15 protein-coding genes and 1 riboswitch are annotated in these 17,276 nt (G+C 62.6%); of the genes, 10 read left to right on the top strand and 5 right to left on the bottom strand.

Translation table 11 applies throughout. The features are described 5' to 3' along the window. Window positions 1–135: 135 nt before the first annotated feature. The 3 genes from F3H98_RS19535 (at window position 136) to F3H98_RS19525 (ending at window position 3,418) form a co-directional block, all read left to right on the top strand. Window positions 136–1,344 carry an aspartate aminotransferase family protein gene (locus F3H98_RS19535; protein ID WP_149762019.1) on the top strand — a complete coding sequence of 403 codons (1,209 nt, stop codon included), beginning with the start codon at window positions 136–138 and terminating at the stop codon, window positions 1,342–1,344. Continuing rightward, entirely contained in the window at window positions 1,341–2,255 is a 915-nt protein-coding gene (gene argF / locus F3H98_RS19530; protein ID WP_149762018.1) for an ornithine carbamoyltransferase, read from the top strand. The genes F3H98_RS19535 and argF overlap by 4 nt, the downstream gene beginning before the upstream one ends. Window positions 2,256–2,428: 173 nt before the next feature. Further along, window positions 2,429–3,418 carry an Hsp33 family molecular chaperone gene (locus F3H98_RS19525; RefSeq protein WP_149762017.1) on the top strand — a complete coding sequence of 330 codons (990 nt, stop codon included), beginning with the start codon at window positions 2,429–2,431 and terminating at the stop codon, window positions 3,416–3,418. Between the two features lie 34 nt (window positions 3,419–3,452). On the opposite strand, the gene apaG is transcribed toward F3H98_RS19525, so the two are convergent. Beyond that, window positions 3,453–3,845, bottom strand: a complete 393-nt coding sequence (apaG, locus tag F3H98_RS19520; RefSeq protein WP_149762016.1) for a Co2+/Mg2+ efflux protein ApaG — start codon at window positions 3,843–3,845, stop codon at window positions 3,453–3,455. A 238-nt stretch (window positions 3,846–4,083) separates the two neighbouring features. Between apaG and F3H98_RS19515 the strand changes: the two genes are divergently transcribed. Continuing rightward, window positions 4,084–4,689 carry a CDP-alcohol phosphatidyltransferase family protein gene (locus F3H98_RS19515; protein ID WP_149762015.1) on the top strand — a complete coding sequence of 202 codons (606 nt, stop codon included), beginning with the start codon at window positions 4,084–4,086 and terminating at the stop codon, window positions 4,687–4,689. 4 nt (window positions 4,690–4,693) lie between these two features. After that, window positions 4,694–5,020 (top strand): MmcQ/YjbR family DNA-binding protein, encoded by a 327-nt coding sequence (locus tag F3H98_RS19510; RefSeq protein ID WP_149762014.1) that lies wholly within the window; start codon window positions 4,694–4,696, stop codon window positions 5,018–5,020. A 152-nt stretch (window positions 5,021–5,172) separates the two neighbouring features. Here the strand turns inward: F3H98_RS19510 and F3H98_RS19505 are convergent, their stop codons facing one another. Together F3H98_RS19505 and F3H98_RS19500 are read right to left on the bottom strand one after the other, a co-directional pair. After that, window positions 5,173–6,705 carry a hypothetical protein gene (locus tag F3H98_RS19505; protein WP_149762013.1) on the bottom strand — a complete coding sequence of 511 codons (1,533 nt, stop codon included), beginning with the start codon at window positions 6,703–6,705 and terminating at the stop codon, window positions 5,173–5,175. Window positions 6,706–6,959: 254 nt separating this feature from the next. Next, window positions 6,960–8,153 carry an O-succinylhomoserine sulfhydrylase gene (locus tag F3H98_RS19500; RefSeq protein ID WP_149762012.1) on the bottom strand — a complete coding sequence of 398 codons (1,194 nt, stop codon included), beginning with the start codon at window positions 8,151–8,153 and terminating at the stop codon, window positions 6,960–6,962. A gap of 45 nt (window positions 8,154–8,198) precedes the next feature. After that, a riboswitch (SAM riboswitch) is annotated at window positions 8,199–8,276 on the bottom strand. A gap of 76 nt (window positions 8,277–8,352) precedes the next feature. Between F3H98_RS19500 and F3H98_RS19495 the strand changes: the two genes are divergently transcribed. Together F3H98_RS19495 and F3H98_RS19490 are read left to right on the top strand one after the other, a co-directional pair. After that, window positions 8,353–9,447 (top strand): 2'-deoxycytidine 5'-triphosphate deaminase, encoded by a 1,095-nt coding sequence (locus tag F3H98_RS19495; protein ID WP_149762011.1) that lies wholly within the window; start codon window positions 8,353–8,355, stop codon window positions 9,445–9,447. A gap of 78 nt (window positions 9,448–9,525) precedes the next feature. Further along, a complete protein-coding gene (locus F3H98_RS19490) occupies window positions 9,526–10,311 on the top strand; it encodes an ABC transporter substrate-binding protein (RefSeq protein WP_149762010.1) in 786 nt (261 codons plus the stop codon). A gap of 144 nt (window positions 10,312–10,455) precedes the next feature. Here F3H98_RS19490 and F3H98_RS19485 read toward each other — a convergent pair whose 3' ends face one another. Continuing rightward, window positions 10,456–11,631, bottom strand: coding sequence for a dipeptidase (locus F3H98_RS19485; protein WP_149762009.1), 1,176 nt, complete (start codon window positions 11,629–11,631; stop codon window positions 10,456–10,458). A gap of 554 nt (window positions 11,632–12,185) precedes the next feature. Here F3H98_RS19485 and F3H98_RS19480 point away from each other — a divergent pair. From F3H98_RS19480 to F3H98_RS19470, 3 genes are all read left to right on the top strand, one after another. Then, on the top strand, window positions 12,186–12,686 hold the full coding sequence (locus F3H98_RS19480; RefSeq protein WP_149762008.1) for a hypothetical protein: 501 nt from the start codon (window positions 12,186–12,188) through the stop codon (window positions 12,684–12,686). A 34-nt stretch (window positions 12,687–12,720) separates the two neighbouring features. Next, window positions 12,721–13,617, top strand: coding sequence for a tellurite resistance TerB family protein (locus F3H98_RS19475; protein ID WP_149762007.1), 897 nt, complete (start codon window positions 12,721–12,723; stop codon window positions 13,615–13,617). 368 nt (window positions 13,618–13,985) lie between these two features. After that, window positions 13,986–15,536, top strand: a complete 1,551-nt coding sequence (locus F3H98_RS19470) for a CYTH and CHAD domain-containing protein (protein WP_149762006.1) — start codon at window positions 13,986–13,988, stop codon at window positions 15,534–15,536. A 281-nt stretch (window positions 15,537–15,817) separates the two neighbouring features. Here the strand turns inward: F3H98_RS19470 and F3H98_RS19465 are convergent, their stop codons facing one another. Next, on the bottom strand, window positions 15,818–17,170 hold the full coding sequence (locus tag F3H98_RS19465) for a phosphatase PAP2 family protein (protein ID WP_244621795.1): 1,353 nt from the start codon (window positions 17,168–17,170) through the stop codon (window positions 15,818–15,820). Between the last annotated feature and the right edge of the window lie 106 nt (window positions 17,171–17,276).

Genomic DNA, 17,276 nt, shown 5'->3' with positions numbered 1-17,276 from the left:
TTTCGTTGACTTCATGGCCAAAAAAACTGATATAACCACAAAGCCGCCGCTGAGGCGGCTTTTTGATTTTTTGGCCGGCGAAGGGATCAGCGGCATGAATGTCGCGGGTCCCTGCTTTCTTTCCGGAGTGATATAATGAGCGGATCGGCGCTTTACGAGACCTTTGCCCGCGCGCCCCTGGCCTTCGACCGCGGCGAAGGCAGCTGGCTGATCACCGAGGACGGCAAGCGATATCTTGATTTCGCCGGCGGCATCGCCGTCAATTCGCTTGGCCACGGCCACCCGCACCTCGTTGCCGCGATCACCGAGCAGGCCGCCAAGCTCTGGCATGTTTCCAATCTCTATGAGATTCCCGGCCAGCGTCGCCTCGGCGAGCGCCTGGTTGCCGCCACCTTCGCCGACAAGGTGTTCTTCACCAATTCGGGCGCCGAGGCGCTGGAATGCGCGATCAAGACGGCGCGCCGCTATCATTTCGTCAACGGCAATCCGGAGCGCTACCGGACCATCACCTTCGAGGGAGCCTTCCACGGCCGCACGCTGGCGACGATCGCCGCCGGCGGCCAGCAGAAATATCTCGAAGGCTTCGGCCCCAAGGTCGACGGTTTCGACCAGGTTGCCTTCGACGACGTTGACGCCGCCGAAAAGCTGATAGGCCCCGAGACTGCAGCGATCCTGCTCGAACCCGTGCAGGGCGAGGGCGGCATCCGCCAGTTCCCGGCCGCATCCCTGAAGCGCCTGCGCGAGTTGTGCGACAAGCACGGCCTGCTGTTGATCTTCGATGAGGTGCAGTGCGGCATCGGCCGTACCGGCAAGCTTTTCGCGCATGAATGGTCGGGCGTTACCCCTGACCTGATGGCCATCGCAAAAGGTATCGGCGGCGGCTTCCCGATGGGCGCCTGCCTGTCGACCGACGAGGCGGCCATCGGCATGACCGCCGGCGTTCACGGTACCACCTTCGGCGGCAATCCGCTCGCCATGGCTGTCGGCAACGCCGTGCTGGATGTCGTTCTGGAGGATGGCTTCCTCGACGACGTCAGCCGCAAGGCGCTGGTCATGAAGCAGGGTCTCGCTGCGATCGCCGACGCCTATCCGGATGTCGTCGAGGATATTCGCGGCATCGGCCTGATGCTCGGCCTCAAATGCAAGCAACCGAACGCCAAGGTGAACGCGGCGCTGCGCGGCGAAGAACTGCTTGCCGTGCCGGCTGGCGACAATGTGATCCGCCTGCTGCCGCCGCTGACTGTCACCGATGAGGATATCCGCATCGGCCTCGACCGCATCCGTGCGGGAGCGGCCAGCCTGTCGCATGCTCCGTCCGCCACGGAACGGAAGCAGAGCGCATGAGCAGACCCAGGCATTTTACCGATCTCTCCAAGGTCTCGGCCACCGACCTGCGCGCCATGCTCGACGATGCGGTCGCCCGCAAGGGCAGGCTCAAGGCGGGCGAAAGAAGCCAACCGCTCGACGGCAAGGTCCTGGCGATGATCTTCGACAAGCCGTCGACGCGCACCCGCATCTCCTTCGATGTCGGCATGCGCCAGCTCGGTGGAGAGACCATCATGCTGACCGGCACTGAAATGCAGCTCGGCCGTTCGGAATCCATCGCCGACACCGCCAAGGTGCTGTCGCGCTATGTCGACGCGATCATGATCCGCACCACCGCGCATGAGCGGCTGCTGGAACTGACCGAACACGCCACTGTGCCGGTGATCAACGGGCTCACCGACGACACGCATCCCTGCCAGCTGATGGCCGACGTGATGACCTACGAGGAACATCGCGGGCCGGTGAAGGGCAAGACCTTCGCCTGGACCGGCGACGGCAACAACGTGCTGCATTCGCTGCTGGAGGCTTCCGCGCGCTTTTCCTTCAATCTCAACGTGGCAGTGCCCGAGGGCAGCGAACCGGCCGAAAAATTCATCGACTGGTCGAAGCGGAACGGCGGCGCCATTTCGTTCACCCGCTCGGCCGAGGAGGCCGTCACCGGCGCCGACTGCGTGGTCACCGACTGCTGGGTGTCGATGGGCCAGGAACACCGCGCCCGCGGCCACAATGTCTTCCTGCCCTACCAGGTCAATGCGGCGCTGATGAAGTACGCCAAGCCTGACGCGCTGTTCATGCATTGCCTGCCGGCGCATCGCGGCGAAGAAGTCACCGACGAGGTGATCGACGGCCCCAATTCGGTGGTGTTCGACGAGGCGGAAAACCGGCTGCATGCGCAGAAGGCGGTGCTTGCCTGGTGTCTCGGCGCCTGACGGAGAGGCCCTGCTGGCGCCTAGAGCAGCGTCCGGCTGAAAGCATGGCCACCGCGGTACGAACCGGGCTTGATCGGCGCGGCCCGTATCCCTATCTCACGGCATCACCGTAATCTCCATTTGACACGCGCGTTTTGGGACGCATCCTGAGGCGGGGCGCGAGGACTGATCCATTGGCTGAAACAGAACGCAAACTTGGCGAATTCGGCTTTGCCGGCGACGACCACGTCGTGCCTTTCTCGGTGGCGCCGCTCGATATGCGCGGCAGGAGCGTCCAACTCGGGCAGTTGCTCGACCAGATTCTTGGCCGCCACGAATATCCCGAGCCGGTGGCACGGCTGCTTGCTGAGGCGATCGTGCTGACGGTGCTTCTTGGCACCTCGCTCAAATTCGAAGGCAAGTTCATCCTGCAGACCCGTTCGGACGGGCCGGTTGACATGCTGGTCGCCGATTTCTCGACGCCGAAGGCGGTGCGCGCCTATGCGCGCTTCGACGAGGAGCGGCTGGCCGCTGCAATCGCCGCCGACGCCGTGTCGCCCGAAAAGCTGCTTGGCAAGGGCGTATTGGCGCTGACCATCGACCAGGGCGCCCACACCCAGCGCTACCAGGGCATCGTTCAACTCGACGGCACCTCCATGGAGGAAGTCGCCCGTATATATTTCCGCCAGTCGGAACAGATTCCGACCGACGTACGGCTCGCGGTCGCCAAAATGCTGGTGCCGGGCGAGGGCGGCAGCAAGGAGCATTGGCGTGCAGGCGGCATCCTGACGCAGTTCCTTCCCGAGGCGCCGGAGCGGCTGCGGCTGCCCGACCTGCCAGGCGGCGACGGCGACCAGGGCAGGGATCACGACCCGACCGACGGCAGCTGGCAGGAAGTGCAGGCGCTGCTCGCGACCATCGAGCCTTCGGAACTGATCGATCCGACCGTCGGCGCCGAGCGCTTGCTTTACCGCCTGTTTCACGAACACGGCGTGCGTGTCTTCGAAGGCGCGCATGTCGTCGACCAGTGCTCCTGCTCGCGCGAAAAGATCCGCGGCATCCTTGACGGCTTTTCCGCAGAGGAGATCGTCGAAAGCACCGAAAACGGCGCCATCATGGTCAATTGCGAGTTCTGCTCGAAGGCCTACGAATTCAATCCGGCGGAATTCGCGGCGGTGGAGTGAACGTTTCCCTCTCCTGTGAACAGGGAGAAGAGAACTAATTCACCGTCCGTGTCCGGTCGGGGATGTCGAGCGAGAATGTCGGGATGGTGACGTCGAAGGTCTCGCCGCGCTCGTTGCGCATGGTATAGCGGCCACTCATGATGCCCGACGGCGTCGCCAGCGGACACCCCGACGTGTACTGGTAGCTGTCGCCGGGGTTCAGTTCCGGCTGCTCGCCGACCACGCCCGCGCCGCGCACTTCCTCTACACGGCCCGCAGCGTCGGTGATATGCCAGTAGCGCGACAGAAGCTGCACGAAATCGTCGGATTGGTTGTCGATGGTGACCCGATAGGCCCAGACGTAGCGATTTTCGGCCGGCTCGGAGCGATCGTCGAGATAGAAGGGCTCGACCCTTACGGCGATTTTGCGTGTCACGGCGCGATACATGGGGCGACTCGCTATACTTGCACTTCGATTCTCGACCCAGAGGCGGTCCCGGTCAACTGCCTTCTGTTGGCGCGCGCGATTGTGATTTCCGCATGACTTGATTTCATGACTTAAAGCGCGTCGCGATTTTTGCTTTCCGCGCTTTAAGCCTTTGATTTTGCGCATGTCGTTATCGCAAAACCGCTGCGAACTTTTGCGCGACATGCTTTAATCCGGCCTGGAAACATGGGGAATTCGCATGCTGGATGGCTGGGCCCGCGACCGTATCGATCCGTTTCTCGACAGGCTGGGTGGCAGGCTTGCGGCTGCCGGCATAAGCGCAAACGCGTTGACCCTTGCAGCCTGCGGCGTCGGCCTTGCCGCCGCGTTGGCGATCGCCGCCGGCTGGTTCTGGAGCGGTCTTGTCCTCCTGCTGGTCAGCCGGCTGGGCGACGGGCTCGACGGGGCGGTGGCAAGGATAAACGGCAAGACGGATCTCGGCGGCTATCTCGACATCGTTCTAGATTTCGTCTTCTACGGCGCGATACCGCTCGGCTTCGTGCTGGCCGATCCGGCGGCCAACGCCCTCGCGGGGGCCTTCCTTTTGTTTTCCTTTTACGTCAACGGCTCCAGTTTCCTCGCTTATGCGGTGATGGCCGAGAAGCGGAAAATGCAAACGGCGGCGCGCGGTTCGAAGTCGCTGTTCTTCACCACAGGGCTCACTGAGGCCTCCGAAACGATCGCGGTTTTTGCGATTTTCTGTGTTTTTCCCGCCTGGTTTCCGGAAATCGCGTACGTTTTCGGGAGTTTATGTCTCTACACCGCGCTGTCGCGCATCGTGCTGGCCGCGCGCACCTTCGGTTAAGGCCATGATGACGCAAGCAGAGTTTCGCGATCTCGCCTTGAGCTTCCCCGAAAGCCGGCAGGGCGGCCATTTCGACGTGACTGATTTTCGCGTCGCCAAGAAAATCTTCGCCACGCTGCGCGAGGCCGACGGCCGTGCCGTGCTGAAGCTCGCGCCCGACGAGCAGCAGCTTCTGATGGAAACGTCGCGCGGGATGTTCGAGCCGGTCAAGGGCGCCTGGGGCCTGAAGGGCTGGACGCGGGTGCTGCTCGACAGCGCCGACCGGGAAACCGTCCGCCACGCCATGACGATGGCATGGAAATCCGTTGCTCCCAGGAAGCTGCTGCGTTGACGGTGGAGCGGCCGGGCTGCCGGTATTAGCGACGGCGCCGGGAGCCGGTCCCAGAGCATTTTGCAGCCAAATGGAATCATTTGGCGTCCGCATAGATGCGGCAAAACAAATAGTTAGAGCGAGTTACCGGTTCTGAAGGAACCGGAACTGCTCTATTGTGGCGCGAGGATGGCGCCGCCGTCGCCTTGTCCGGGCTCGGATACGCCGCCATCCTGGAGTTCGTCGGCTTCCGGCGTCGGCGGGTCGGCCGGCTTCAGCATGACGCCATTGACCCTCACCGAACCGTCGGCTGCGCGGTTGATCGCCCACTGGACGCGGCCGTCAGGCAGCGTCTTGGCGAAACCTTTCACGGCGAGCATCGCCGGCAGGTACTGGCCGGCTTGCGGGTCCGTCGCGGCGGCCGCCTGCAAGGCTTCGACGATCTTGTCGTATCCGGCGGCGTCGATGGTCATGTTGACCTCCGGCTTGCCGTCGGGAAACGTCACTTCTCCCTCTACGCCGATTTCGCTGTCCTTGTTTCTCACGATGCTGCGGGAAATGACCACTTTCGGCAAATTTGCCATCATCTGGGCGGAAAGCTCCGCACCGACTTTGGCCGATATTGGCGGATCCTGATTGAGGTCGAAGGCTTCGATCGCCTTGCGTGCTACAGCGTCGAGATCGATGTTGGCGCCGCCGATGCTGAGGCTGATGTCCGTGGGCAGCAAGGGCACGCTCCAGGCGGGCAGCAACTGCTCGGGCAACTTAGGCCCTGTGACGTTGAACGTGTAGTTCAGCGTGCCGTCCTTGCCGATGCCGTCCATTCCGACGGTGATGCCGAATTCCTTGGCGCCGAAGCTTCCCACCTGGCTTTCCGCGGCGAAATCGCTGAATCGGTAGCTGCCGTCGATCCTGTCCCAGAACGGCAGCGCCGCGCGCAGGAGCGATTTCAGCTCGGCCTGGTTGGCCTTCAGCCTGGTCTCCTCGCCATTGGCCACGCCAAATGCGATGAGGTCGAGGAACGGCTTGGTGCGCACCCCTTTGCCGGTTGCGTCGAGCGACACTTCCCGCGCCCTGATCGTGACCGGAAGATTGATCCCGGTCTCCGGGTCGTCAACTTTGATCGACTCGAGGAAATCGCTCATTGTCTGCTTCGAGGTGAAATCAACGCCGCCCGTCGCGGACTTCGTCCCCTCCATGGTCAGCGTACCGGCGCCGATGCTGGCGTCCATCTGGCTTTTCGGGTCGCTCGACCGCATGGTCAGGCCGGTCTGCGAGCCCGACCCGCTGACAAACGCCGCCAGTTCGGGGTCGTAGACACCTTCGAATTTGCCGTCGACGACGGTCCATTGCATTTTTTGCAGTCCGTCCGGGCCATTCGCTTCGAACGATCCGTTCGGAATCAGATCGCCGGCGACATCCCATTTTCCGTCGCCGCGCGGCTTCACTTTGAAGGAATACGCGCCGATCTCGAATTTCGCGAGATCCTGCTTGGGCAGCAGGGCCGCCAGTGCGGTAAAGTCGACGGTGATCCTGTAGGCGTCACCATCGACGGCGACTGCCAGCACGCCCTTGCCGAAGGCGTCCGCGGTGACATAGCGCGAAAGGGCTTCGGTCAGCCGGCTGGCCCCCTGGCTGTCGACGGTCTGGCCGAAGGCCGGGGCTCCGAGCGCAAGAACGGAAACGATCGTTAGGATGTAACGCATGCGAAAGTCTCCATTTCAACAGGGAGAATCGTTCGATCGCTGGTAGGAAATTGCCGGGACAACCGCAAGCAGAATAGACACATCGCGCCCGTCGGCCAAGGACGCGATGGAAAGAGACGCGCGGCCGGCGGATTTTGCCGGCGGCCTACAGCCCGTCGCGCCGAATGGGCTCGGCGGCCACGCTGTAGCTTCTTGTTTGTGCATGTCGTTTTCTCCCGAAACCGAGGACACTTTCGGGCGACATGCATTAAAAATCAGCCTGCCGCCCTCAATGCCGCGTCGATGTCCTCAATCAGGTCGTCGGCGTCTTCCAGTCCGACAGAGAGCCGCAGCGTGCCCGGGTCGATGCCGAGTTCGGCGCGAGCCTCGTCGGTCAGGTTCTTGTGCGTCGTCGTCGCCGGATGGGTGATCAGGCTCTTGGCGTCGCCCAGATTGTTGGAGATGCGGATCACCTCAAGCGCATTCTCGAAGGCGAAAGCGGCCTTCTTGCCCGCCTTCAGGTCGAAGCAGATCAGCGTCGAGCCGCCGCTCATCTGCCGCTTGACGATGTCGGCCTGCGGATGGTCGGCGCGGCCGGGATAGATGGTGCGCCCGACCTTCGGATGGTCGGCGAGGAAGTCTGCGACCCTGGCAGCACTTTCCGTCTGCTGGCGCACCCTGACCGGCAGCGTTTCCAGGCCCTTCAGCATCGTCCAGGCGTTGAACGGCGACAGGCTCGGCCCGGTGTGGCGGAAATAATCGTGCAGGTTCTCGTCGATCCACTTCTTGTCCGACAGGATGACGCCGCCGAGGCAGCGGCCCTGGCCGTCGATGTGTTTGGTGGCGGAATAGACGACGATATGCGCGCCGAGTTCGAGCGGCTTCTGCTGCAAGGGCGTGGCGAACACATTGTCGACGACCAGCCGCGCGCCTGCTTGATCGGCGAGTTTGGCCACCGCCGCGATGTCGATCACTTCCAGCGTCGGGTTGGTCGGGCTTTCGAGGAAGAAAAGCCTTGTGTTCGGGCGGATCGCCTTCTCCCAGTTCCCGATCTGGGTACCGTCGACCAGCGTCGCCTCTATGCCGTATTTGGGCGCCAGCGTCTCGACCACCCAGCGGCACGAGCCGAATAGCGCGCGCGCCGCAACGATGTGGTCGCCGGCCTTCAGGCTGCACAGGATGGCCGCCGTCACCGCCGCCATGCCCGAGGCTGTGGCGCGCGCATCCTCCGCACCTTCCAGTGCGCACATGCGCTTCTCGAACATGTCGACGGTCGGGTTGGAATAGCGTGAATAGATGAAGCCGGGCTCTTCGCCCTTGAAGCGCGCCTCGGCTTCCTCGGCCGAGCCGTAGACATATCCCTGCGTGAGGTACATCGCCTCCGACGTTTCGCCGAACTGCGAACGCAGCGTTCCGGAGTGCACCAGCTGGGTTGCGGGCTTCCAACTGCGCTTGCCTGTCGTCGTCATCACGCTTTTCCTCAAACACAAAAAAACCGGCGGCGAAAAATCGCAACCGGTCCATCAACGGCCCTTTAGCGATTTATTTAACGTGGCTGCAAGCCGACCGGCCAAATCACCACGGGATAACGACCCAATAAACCTTGCGCCGGCTTGCGTCAATCAGGACCATCATTAAACCTCCACGCTCAAAATTGCGGAGCAACGATTGCGCACGACCGGCATTCTTCCCGACCACGAGATCGCGGCATTGTTCGACGCCGGCGCGCTTCGTTCAGTGCGCCCACTCGACGCGGACCAGATCCAGCCGGCGAGCCTCGACCTGCGCCTCGGGCAGAAGGCGTGGCGGGTGCGCGCCAGTTTCCTGCCCGGGCCGGACAAGCGGGTTGCGGACAAGCTCGACCGACTGAAGCTGCACGAAATCGACCTCAGCGATGGCGCCGTGCTGGAGACCGGCTGCGTCTACATCGTGCCGCTTCTGGAGACGCTGGCGCTGCCGGCGGAAATTTCCGCTTCGGCCAACCCCAAAAGCTCGACCGGCCGGCTCGACATCTTCACCCGTGTCATGACCGACCGTGGCCACGAGTTCGACAAGATCCCCGCAGGCTACACCGGGCCGCTCTATCTCGAAGTCAGCCCGCGCACCTTCCCGATCGTCGCGCGCACCGGCTCGCGGCTGTCGCAGATACGGTTTCGCAAGGGCAATGCGCTTTTGTCCGAGAGCGAACTGCAGGATCTGCACCGCGCCGAAATGCTGGTCGCGACCGAGCCGCCGAACATTTCGGGTGGCGGCATCGCGCTTTCCATCGACCTCGGCGGCGAAAAAGGCAGCCTGGTCGGTTATCGCGGCAAGCACCACACCGGTCTTGTCGATGTCGACAAGCGCGCCGCCCACGACGTGCTCGATTTCTGGGAGCCGTTGTATAACCACGGCGCCGGCGAACTGGTGCTCGACCCGGACGAATTCTACATCCTCGTGTCGCGCGAGGCCGTCCACGTGCCCCCGCTCTACGCGGCGGAGATGACGCCCTTCGACCCGCTGGTCGGCGAATTCCGCGTTCATTATGCCGGTTTCTTCGATCCGGGCTTCGGCCATTCGGCCGCCGGCGGTACCGGCAGCCGCGCGGTGCTCGAGGTGCGCAGCCATGAAGTGCCGTTCATTCTCGAACACGGCCAGATCGTGGGCCGCCTGGTCTATGAACATATGCTGGCCCGCCCGAAGGCACTCTACGGCGTTGATCTGAAATCCAACTATCAGGCGCAGGGCCTGAAGCTGTCGAAGCACTTCCGCGCCGCCGGCTGAAATTCTCGCCGGCTCGCTTGCCCAATCAGGTCCGCCGTGCTTGGCTGCGGCAAAACAATCCATCCCCGGGAGAGAACAATGTCGATATCCACGAAACTCGTTCGGCTTGCAGCCGTAACCGCTACCGTTCTGGCCCTTGGCGCGGGCTCGGCCTTCGCGCAGGCGACGAAGATCAAGATCGGCACCGAAGGCGCCTATCCGCCCTTCAACACCCTAACCGCCGATGGCAAGCTGGAAGGCTTCGACATCGACATCGCCAACGCGCTGTGCGCGCAGCTCAAGGCCGAATGCGAACTCGTGACCCAGGATTGGGACGGCATCATCCCCGCGCTTCAGGCAGGCAAGTACGACGCCATCATCGCCTCGATGTCGATCACCGAGGAGCGCAAGGAAAAGGTCGACTTCACCAACAAATACTACACGACGCCGCTCTCGGTGGTCGCGCTGAAGGACAGCGCCCTGACTGCAACCGAGCCGGAAGCGCTCGCTGGCAAGACGGTCGGCGCGCAGGCCGGAACCACGCAGAGCATCTACGCCGATGAGCACTACGCCAAGGCGGGCGCGGAGGTGAAATCCTATCCGACCCAGGAAGAGGCCGTGCAGGATCTGATCAACGGGCGGCTCGATGCAGTGATCTCGGACAAGTTCGTTCTGGTCGAATGGATGAAGAATGCAGGCAAGGATTGCTGCAAGATGATCGGCGACGTGAAGGGCACCGAGACCGAGGCCGGCATCGCGGTCCGCAAGGGCGACGACGCGCTGCGTGAGAAGCTGAACGGCGCCATCGACGCCATCGTCGCCGACGGCACCTACGGCAAGATCGTCGCCAAATATTTCGACTTCGACATCTACGGCAACGACTGAGGCCGCTTCTAAAGCATTTTGCAAATGGAGTCATTTGGCGTCCGCATAAATGCGGCAAAACAAATAGTTAGAACGGGTTACCGGTTCTGAAGAACCGGAACGGCTCTAAGCCAGCGCGGGCGCCGTCGTTCGCGCGCTGGCGGATCAGTCCGGCAGGTTTTCCAGCAGGAAGCGGATCTGGTTGCCGCCCATCGCCTTGCCGATCTCCTCGTCGGTGAAACCGGCGGCGAGCATGGCCTCGGTCACCTCAATCAATCCGCTCGCATCGAACGGCGTCTCCACGGCGCCGTCGAAATCCGAGCCCAGTGCCAGATGGTCGATGCCGATCAGGTCGGCCGTGTAACGTTGCGCCCGTGCGATTGCGGCCGCGTCGGCGCCGCACACCGCGGTTTCCCAGAAACCGAGGCCGACCAGCCCGCCATTGGCCGCGATGGCGCGCAATTGCTCATCGCTGAGGTTGCGGTTGTTGTCGCAGGTGCCCTTGACGCCGGTGTGCGAAACGACGGTGGGGCGCGTCGCCATCGCCAGCACGTCGGCAACCTGCGCCGCCGAGCCGTGCGACAGGTCGACGATCATCTTTTTCGCCTCCATGCGGCGGATCATCTCGCGCCCGTCGTCGGTCAGCCCGCCCTTGTCGACACCGTGCGCGGAGCCGCCCATCTCCGTATCGAAGAAATGCGCCACCGACATCATGCGGTATCCGGCATCGAACAGCACATCGACATTGGCCGGGTCGCCCTCCAGAACATGGGCGCCTTCGATGGCGAGCAAACCGGCGACAATGCCCGGCTCGGCCTTGCGGCGCTGCAGGAAGCGCGCCAGGTCGCGTTTGGTCTTGATCAGCACGAACCTGTTTTCCGACGCCGCCGCCATGCGGCTGAGCCGGTCCGCCTGGTAGAGCGCGCGCTCCTTGAGGCTGAACCAGGTGCGCAGCGGCCACCGCTGGCCGATCGCCAGCAGCGTGATGTCGTCCGAGCGGTCGTCATTGCGTTCGATGTTCAAATTCTGCGGCGACTTGGTGACCACCGAGAAAACCTGCAGCGCGACATTGCCTTCGTCGAGGCGCGGAATGTCGACATGGCCGCGCGCGCCGCGTTTCAGGAGGTCGCGCCCCCACAGCAAGGGGTCGGCATGCAGGTCGGCGATCTGGATCGCGCCGTGCAGTTCGCTCGCCGCTTGAGAGGCGGTGTAGGGCGGGGGCTGCCGGACGCCGTTGAGCGCAGCCTCCACCTGCCCTGGCAGGACGAAGAAGAAAAATCCCAGGCCGGCGACGAGAAGAAGCGCCACGCCCCACAGCACGAATTTGAAAGTCCGCCTCATATGCTTCCTCTTCCGCCGGTCTCCCCAAGGAAGCCGGTCCGGCGAACGATTCGCCTGAAGAATTATGTCTGAAAGAATTGGAGCGGGTAGCGGGAATCGAACCCGCGCGATCAGCTTGGGAAGCTGAGCTTACCCGTTATATTTCAGATCCTTAGCTGTAAAACTGACCTTCGATCCACCCAAAATTCATAAACGAAATCAGTGACGCTGTAAAACTATGGAGCTCGTTTTTCTCGCATCTTCGATCCCGCACCGGGCGGACAAGTTTCGTTCAATCTACGGGCTAGTCCATCGAGACCCGAACGCTGACCCTCGGCCGGTGGGCGGCTGCCGGCATTCAAGATCATCCTGTCGGCGACGGCGATCGACTGACCTGCATAAATAGAAAGAGGCAGAGACGCGCGTGGGCCCAACTTGCACGTTCGATCAAGAAGTATGCGCAGGTCGATAAGTTTATTGGTCTTTGGCCCTTCTGGGGCGCACACTGCGCCCGGCGAGGGCGCGGCCTGGCGTCGTGCCCTTGGGTCTCTTTCTGATCAGAAAGGAGAACGCCTATGGCGACCAAAGCAAATTTCACTGCAGAGGAATGGAGCCAGGTGCTCGGCAGCGTGATGATGGCCGGAATGGCCGTCACGCTCTCAGATCCAAGCGGTTTGATCGGCTTGACCAAGGAAGGCTTGGCGAGCGGCAGTGCACTCGTCGCGGCCAAGTCCGATCCGAAGGCGAACGGCTTGATCAAAGCGGTCGTGTCCGACTTTGAGACCTCCGATGGACGCTCAGCGGCACGCAGCACGGTCCAGAGCAAGCTCGCGGGAAAAGAGGCATCCGAGATGAAGGGCATTATCCTTGCCACGCTCGCTCAAAGTGCCGCGCTCGTTGACACAAAGGCGCCGGATGACACCGCTGGATTCAAGGGTTGGCTTCGTCAGATCAGCGAGCGTGTGGCCGATGCCTCAAGTGAAGGCGGCTTCTTGGGCTTCGGCGGCGTCCAGGTGAGCGATGCCGAGAAGGCGACCCTGGAAGAGATCTCGAAAGCGCTAAAGCTTACCGCATGACGTGACAGAAACGACATCAAGGGAGCAGACTTCGATGGCCAGCAACCAATCAGTGCTTGAGCAAATGCTTGAAGCAGCCCTCCGCGGAAACGGACTCCGCGAGAAGGATGCAGGGGCAAGTCCCGCCAAGGCGGCGGCGGGCGGCCCTGGCAACCTCGGCGACATTCTGGGAAGCCTTCTTGGCGGTGCGGCCGGTGGTCGTGACACCGCGACCAGCCGCGCAGCGCCTGGAGGCTCTGGTGGGCTTGGCGATATTCTGGGCAGCATCCTCGGCGGCGCTACTGACAGCACCGGTGGACCTGACCTGGGCACACGTGGCGGCGAGCGGATACCAGCAGAGCCACGGTCATCTCCGGGCTCGCACCAGCAGCAGGCTGAAATGCCGCAAGGCGCAGGGGTGAACAATCTAGCCCGCTATGGCGGTATGGCGGTGATAGGTGTCCTCGCCTACCAGGCGCTCAAACGATATCAGGCACAGCAAGGAGCCGAATCCGGTCAGAAGGCGCCTGGGACCGCTGCAGCGGCCGCAATGGTGCCACCGCCCGACAGCGGCTTTCATCCAGGTCAGGCCAGCGGCGGCGCCGATGCTCTCGCCGGCCTGCTCGTCAAGGCAATGGTCGCCTCGACGCAGGCCGACGGTGTCATTGACGAGGATGAGCAGCGCCGCTTCGCTGGGCGACTTGATCAACTCGGCATGAGTTCAGCTGATCGCCGGGCCTTGGCCGAACAGCTGACGACGCCTGTGGATCCTCGTGAGATCGTGAACGCCGCGAACTCATCGGAACTGAGGCTTCAGGCTTACGCGGCTTCAGTTCTGGCGGTGGCGGTCGACACACCCGCAGAGCGAAACTATCTCGACAGGCTCGCGAGTGCCCTCGGCATCGATCCGGGGCTGAAGGCGCAGGTCGAGCAAACTTTGGGGCGCGCCTGAAATCGCGTCCTCCATCTGCGGGCGCGAGCCAGCTGATGGATGCCACATGTGACGAGGCGGCCGGAAATCGATCCGGCCGCCGCTTTGGCGCGATGTAGGACTCTGCCATCGCGAGCACGCCGGTCGATAGCGCCTTCGACAGAGTCGTGCCTTTGCCTGCGCATGAAGCTGGCAGCGGATTGATGGCCAGAAGCGTGACTGTGAGGAGGGCCGCGAGCGGCCTCTGTTCCGTCTGGAGTTTGCCAACGGTTCGCGGCAACCCCCAGTCGTAAGGCTCGCTGCGGCTTCCCCACGCCGCACGCTGCGGTCGCTTGCCGGCATGTGCCGGATAGGTTAGGGCTGGAACAACGCTGACATAAATCTGTCATATGAGCGAGATCGAGTTGAAATTCATCCTCGACGAACCGACGTCGAGCGAGTTCTGGGCGCGCGTGAAGGCGTCGAAGCTGGCCAATGGCAGGCCAAGGACAAAAACCCTTAGAAGCATCTATCTGGATACACCCGAACACGCGCTGAAGAAGGCGGGGATCGCGTTGCGGCTGCGGCGCGACGGGCGGCGCTGGATACAGACCGTCAAGACCGGGGCCGAGCTGCATGGCGGCCTCTCGCAGGTTGGCGAGGTGGAAAACTTTGCGCCAGGCGGCCGGCTATGCCTCGAAGCGATTCCCGATGCCTCGGTCCGGGACGAGGTCCTTCAGTGCGTCAACGGCGCGCCGCTCCAGCCCGTCTGCGAGACGATGATCAAGCGGTCCACCACCGAGCTGGCGCTGGAGGACGGCACCCGCGCCGAGTTGGCCGCCGATGTGGGCGAGGTTCGCGCCGGAAAGCGCTCGGCCGAGTTGCGCGAAGTGGAGATCGAACTCATCGAGGGCAACCCGGGCGGATTGTTCGACATTGCGCATGTGCTGTTTCCCGACGGCGGCCTGAGGTTCTCGCGGCTTTCCAAGGCGGCGCGTGGCTATCTGCTGGCGGACGAGGGGCGGATCGACACACCGCTGGCGCCCCGAAATGCCCAGGTGGTTGTTCTCGATCCGACGCAGATCGCCGAGCACGCGGCGCGCGATATGTTGCGCGAGTGCCTGGATCAGATCGCCACGAATGTCGTTGTCGTCCGAAAGCTGGACGATCCCGAGGGGCCACACCAGTTGCGAATTGGCCTTCGCCGCTTACGCAGCGTGTTCTCCGTCTACGCCCCGGTGCTGAAGAGCCCGGAAATGGCGCGGCTTAAGGACGAAGCGCGCTGGCTTGGGCAGGAGGTCGGGAGCCTGAGGGATCTCGATGTGGTTGCGAACGACATCGTGCAGCGCGAGGCCAAGATCCATCAGGATGAAACCGGTCTCACGGCCCTGTCGTACGCACTCTCACGGCAGGCAAAGGAAGTACGCGAGCGCCTTCGTGAATTACTCGCCCAAACGCGTGTGCAGGCGTTCCTCATTGATCTGGCGCGGTTCGTTGAGACGCGTGGCTGGCTTGTTCCGCAGGATTTTGGCCAGACCGCGCGACTTGCGACGCCGGTTGCGGAGTTGGCGGGCCAAGCACTGAGCAAGCTCTGGAAAAGGGTCGGCAAGCGCGCGGGCGGACTGGAGACGCTTGACACCGAGCAGCGCCACGAATTGCGGAAGGAGCTGAAGAAACTGCGCTATGCCGTCGAATTCTTCGCTCCCCTGTACCCTTCGAAGCGTGTCGATCCGTTCCTGAAGCGCTTGAAGAAGCTTCAGACGGTCTTCGGCGACCTCAACGATGCAGCGACAGTGAGAGCTATGCTGTCCGGAACGGACGCCCCCGGAACCGGCGATCCAGTAGCGCAACGCGCGATCGGCTGGGTGATCGGGGCAAGCCAGGCGCGCGCCGAATTTGGCTGGACTGGCGCAAAGACCCTGTGGCGAAACCTCGAAGAAACCCGCCCGTTCTGGAAGTGACGGGCCTCATGCCGAATAGCAACTTTGCGCCACATATCGGCGGCGCGGCACTTCCAGTCGCTTGTGCTGGTTTTTGGCCCAAAGCGTTGCAGGCGTCCGGGTGCATGTCCCGGACGCGCCAGCCTTTAGGCCGTCAGCGGACTGGCAGCTTCCGGCGTAGAAGCTCAGAAAACCGACGTTCAGATCACCAAGGTGCCATGGCGGAGGCTGATCCAAAGCGCAGGTCCGGTAGGCACCAGCTACACGAACTTTGGAATCGGTCTACGTTGAGGCGTCGTCCGCTAGTCCGCTCCGTCGTTTTTTGCCCGCTCGATGAATTTCGCCGCGACTTGTTTGCCGAGTGTGACACCCGCCCGGTTGTCCATCTCGTAGTGGATGCCTGCCCAGATGCGGGAATCGCCCCCCTCCTTACCGACTGCGCGGATGAACTCCGCACGGTCGGGAAACAGGTACGCCAGGACCTCGCTTCGAGCCGTCGAGAGTGTGGAGTGGTTCGACGGATAACTGGGATGCGAAGGCACTGCGAACAGGGGAGTGATGCTCGGGTCAAGCATGTTGGGCCGCAGGTACCAATAGGCGTACTTCCCGTCATTGCTTGCAATTAAGGCGTCGTAGTAGACCGCTGCCAGCATCGCGTAAGACCGCGCGGCGCGGGGCGGGTTCGAGTCCGTCTTATCCTCGAACATCCACCTGCTGGCATAGTCATACCAACTGGTGAGCAAACCGGATGGACTTTGCCAGTAGAACGCTTTGTAGTTGTTGGGGAATTTTCGCTCGAACTGCCGGACCGCGTCGGTCTCCGCTTTCACGGCCTCGGACTTGCAGTCGGGTGGTGCCGGCGGTCTGAATTCATCGGGTGCGGCCAGCAGAATTGGCTTCCAGTTAGGCACGGTGGCATTGACGGGTTTGTCTCCGACCCAAATGCACGGACCGGTCGGGGCTGTTCCGTTCCAGGCCGCGTCCGAACCATCGGCTTTTGCCCGTGCAATTACCTGCTCTGCCACTCGCCGCCCCAACTCCAGGCCTGCGGAACTATCGCTTGGGAACTGGACGCCGGCCAGAACACGCGACTGCGCCGCTTCTTCAGCCATCGACTGGAACGACGACGCCTCATCCGGGAAGAAATAGGAAAGAACCCCAGCGGCGGCTCCAGCAGCTGCCGCGTGTTCAGAGGGATAGGCCGGACTCCGAGGCGTCGGCAGCGCGGTCGGCAGTGTCGCATCCACCTCGCTCGGGCGCGGCCGATTGTAGAAGTACTTCGATTCCCAAGCCGCGACGGTGGCGTCGTGGATCGCCATCGTCAGATAGGTGTAGACTCGATGCGCGTTGGGGATTTGCTGGTTGTCGAGAATGCGATCGTTGACCAGCTCGATCCAACGATAGCCGGGCGAACCGGCATCCCAAAACGTGATCCTGGCTGTGGCCTCTGCGTCGTTGTTTGCGGCAAGTTTGCGGAGTTCATCCAGTTCGGTTGCGGAATTATCCGGTGGCGGCGGGACTCGCAAGTCCTTGCCCGAGGTGATCACCCAGGTCTTCCAGGTTCCAGCCTCTGGTTCGATCGGTTCTGATTGGGCGAAAGCGCAGCTTCCTGACAAAAGGATCACCACGCAGGCCCTGTAAAAGGCGCTGTGCATTTGGGTCTCCTCAGTTTATCCCCCGACCCAAAGACGGAAGTTTTTTACTTTTACGGGTTTCCGTCTCAACGATTGGCGAAAGGCAAATTATACCGCGAAGCACTTC

This window comes from Neomesorhizobium albiziae, from assembly GCF_900114255.1.
Taxonomy (GTDB): Bacteria; Pseudomonadota; Alphaproteobacteria; order Rhizobiales; family Rhizobiaceae; genus Neomesorhizobium; species Neomesorhizobium albiziae.
Note: the sequence above shows the minus strand (reverse complement) of the source record. Positions and strands in the feature narration are given on the sequence as shown.

Bases quoted from the DNA above. Each gene is read 5' to 3' on its own strand.
- F3H98_RS19535 (WP_149762019.1), top strand. From the start codon at position 136: ATGAGCGGATCGGCGCTTTACGAGACCTTTGCCCGCGCGCCCCTGGCC.
- argF (WP_149762018.1), top strand. From the start codon at position 1,341: ATGAGCAGACCCAGGCATTTTACCGATCTCTCCAAGGTCTCGGCCACC.
- apaG (WP_149762016.1), bottom strand. From the start codon at position 3,845: ATGTATCGCGCCGTGACACGCAAAATCGCCGTAAGGGTCGAGCCCTTC.
- F3H98_RS19515 (WP_149762015.1), top strand. From the start codon at position 4,084: ATGCTGGATGGCTGGGCCCGCGACCGTATCGATCCGTTTCTCGACAGG.
- F3H98_RS19510 (WP_149762014.1), top strand. From the start codon at position 4,694: ATGATGACGCAAGCAGAGTTTCGCGATCTCGCCTTGAGCTTCCCCGAA.
- F3H98_RS19505 (WP_149762013.1), bottom strand. From the start codon at position 6,705: ATGCGTTACATCCTAACGATCGTTTCCGTTCTTGCGCTCGGAGCCCCG.
- F3H98_RS19500 (WP_149762012.1), bottom strand. From the start codon at position 8,153: ATGACGACGACAGGCAAGCGCAGTTGGAAGCCCGCAACCCAGCTGGTG.
- F3H98_RS19490 (WP_149762010.1), top strand. From the start codon at position 9,526: ATGTCGATATCCACGAAACTCGTTCGGCTTGCAGCCGTAACCGCTACC.
- F3H98_RS19485 (WP_149762009.1), bottom strand. From the start codon at position 11,631: ATGAGGCGGACTTTCAAATTCGTGCTGTGGGGCGTGGCGCTTCTTCTC.
- F3H98_RS19480 (WP_149762008.1), top strand. From the start codon at position 12,186: ATGGCGACCAAAGCAAATTTCACTGCAGAGGAATGGAGCCAGGTGCTC.
- F3H98_RS19475 (WP_149762007.1), top strand. From the start codon at position 12,721: ATGGCCAGCAACCAATCAGTGCTTGAGCAAATGCTTGAAGCAGCCCTC.
- F3H98_RS19470 (WP_149762006.1), top strand. From the start codon at position 13,986: ATGAGCGAGATCGAGTTGAAATTCATCCTCGACGAACCGACGTCGAGC.
- F3H98_RS19465 (WP_244621795.1), bottom strand. From the start codon at position 17,170: ATGCACAGCGCCTTTTACAGGGCCTGCGTGGTGATCCTTTTGTCAGGA.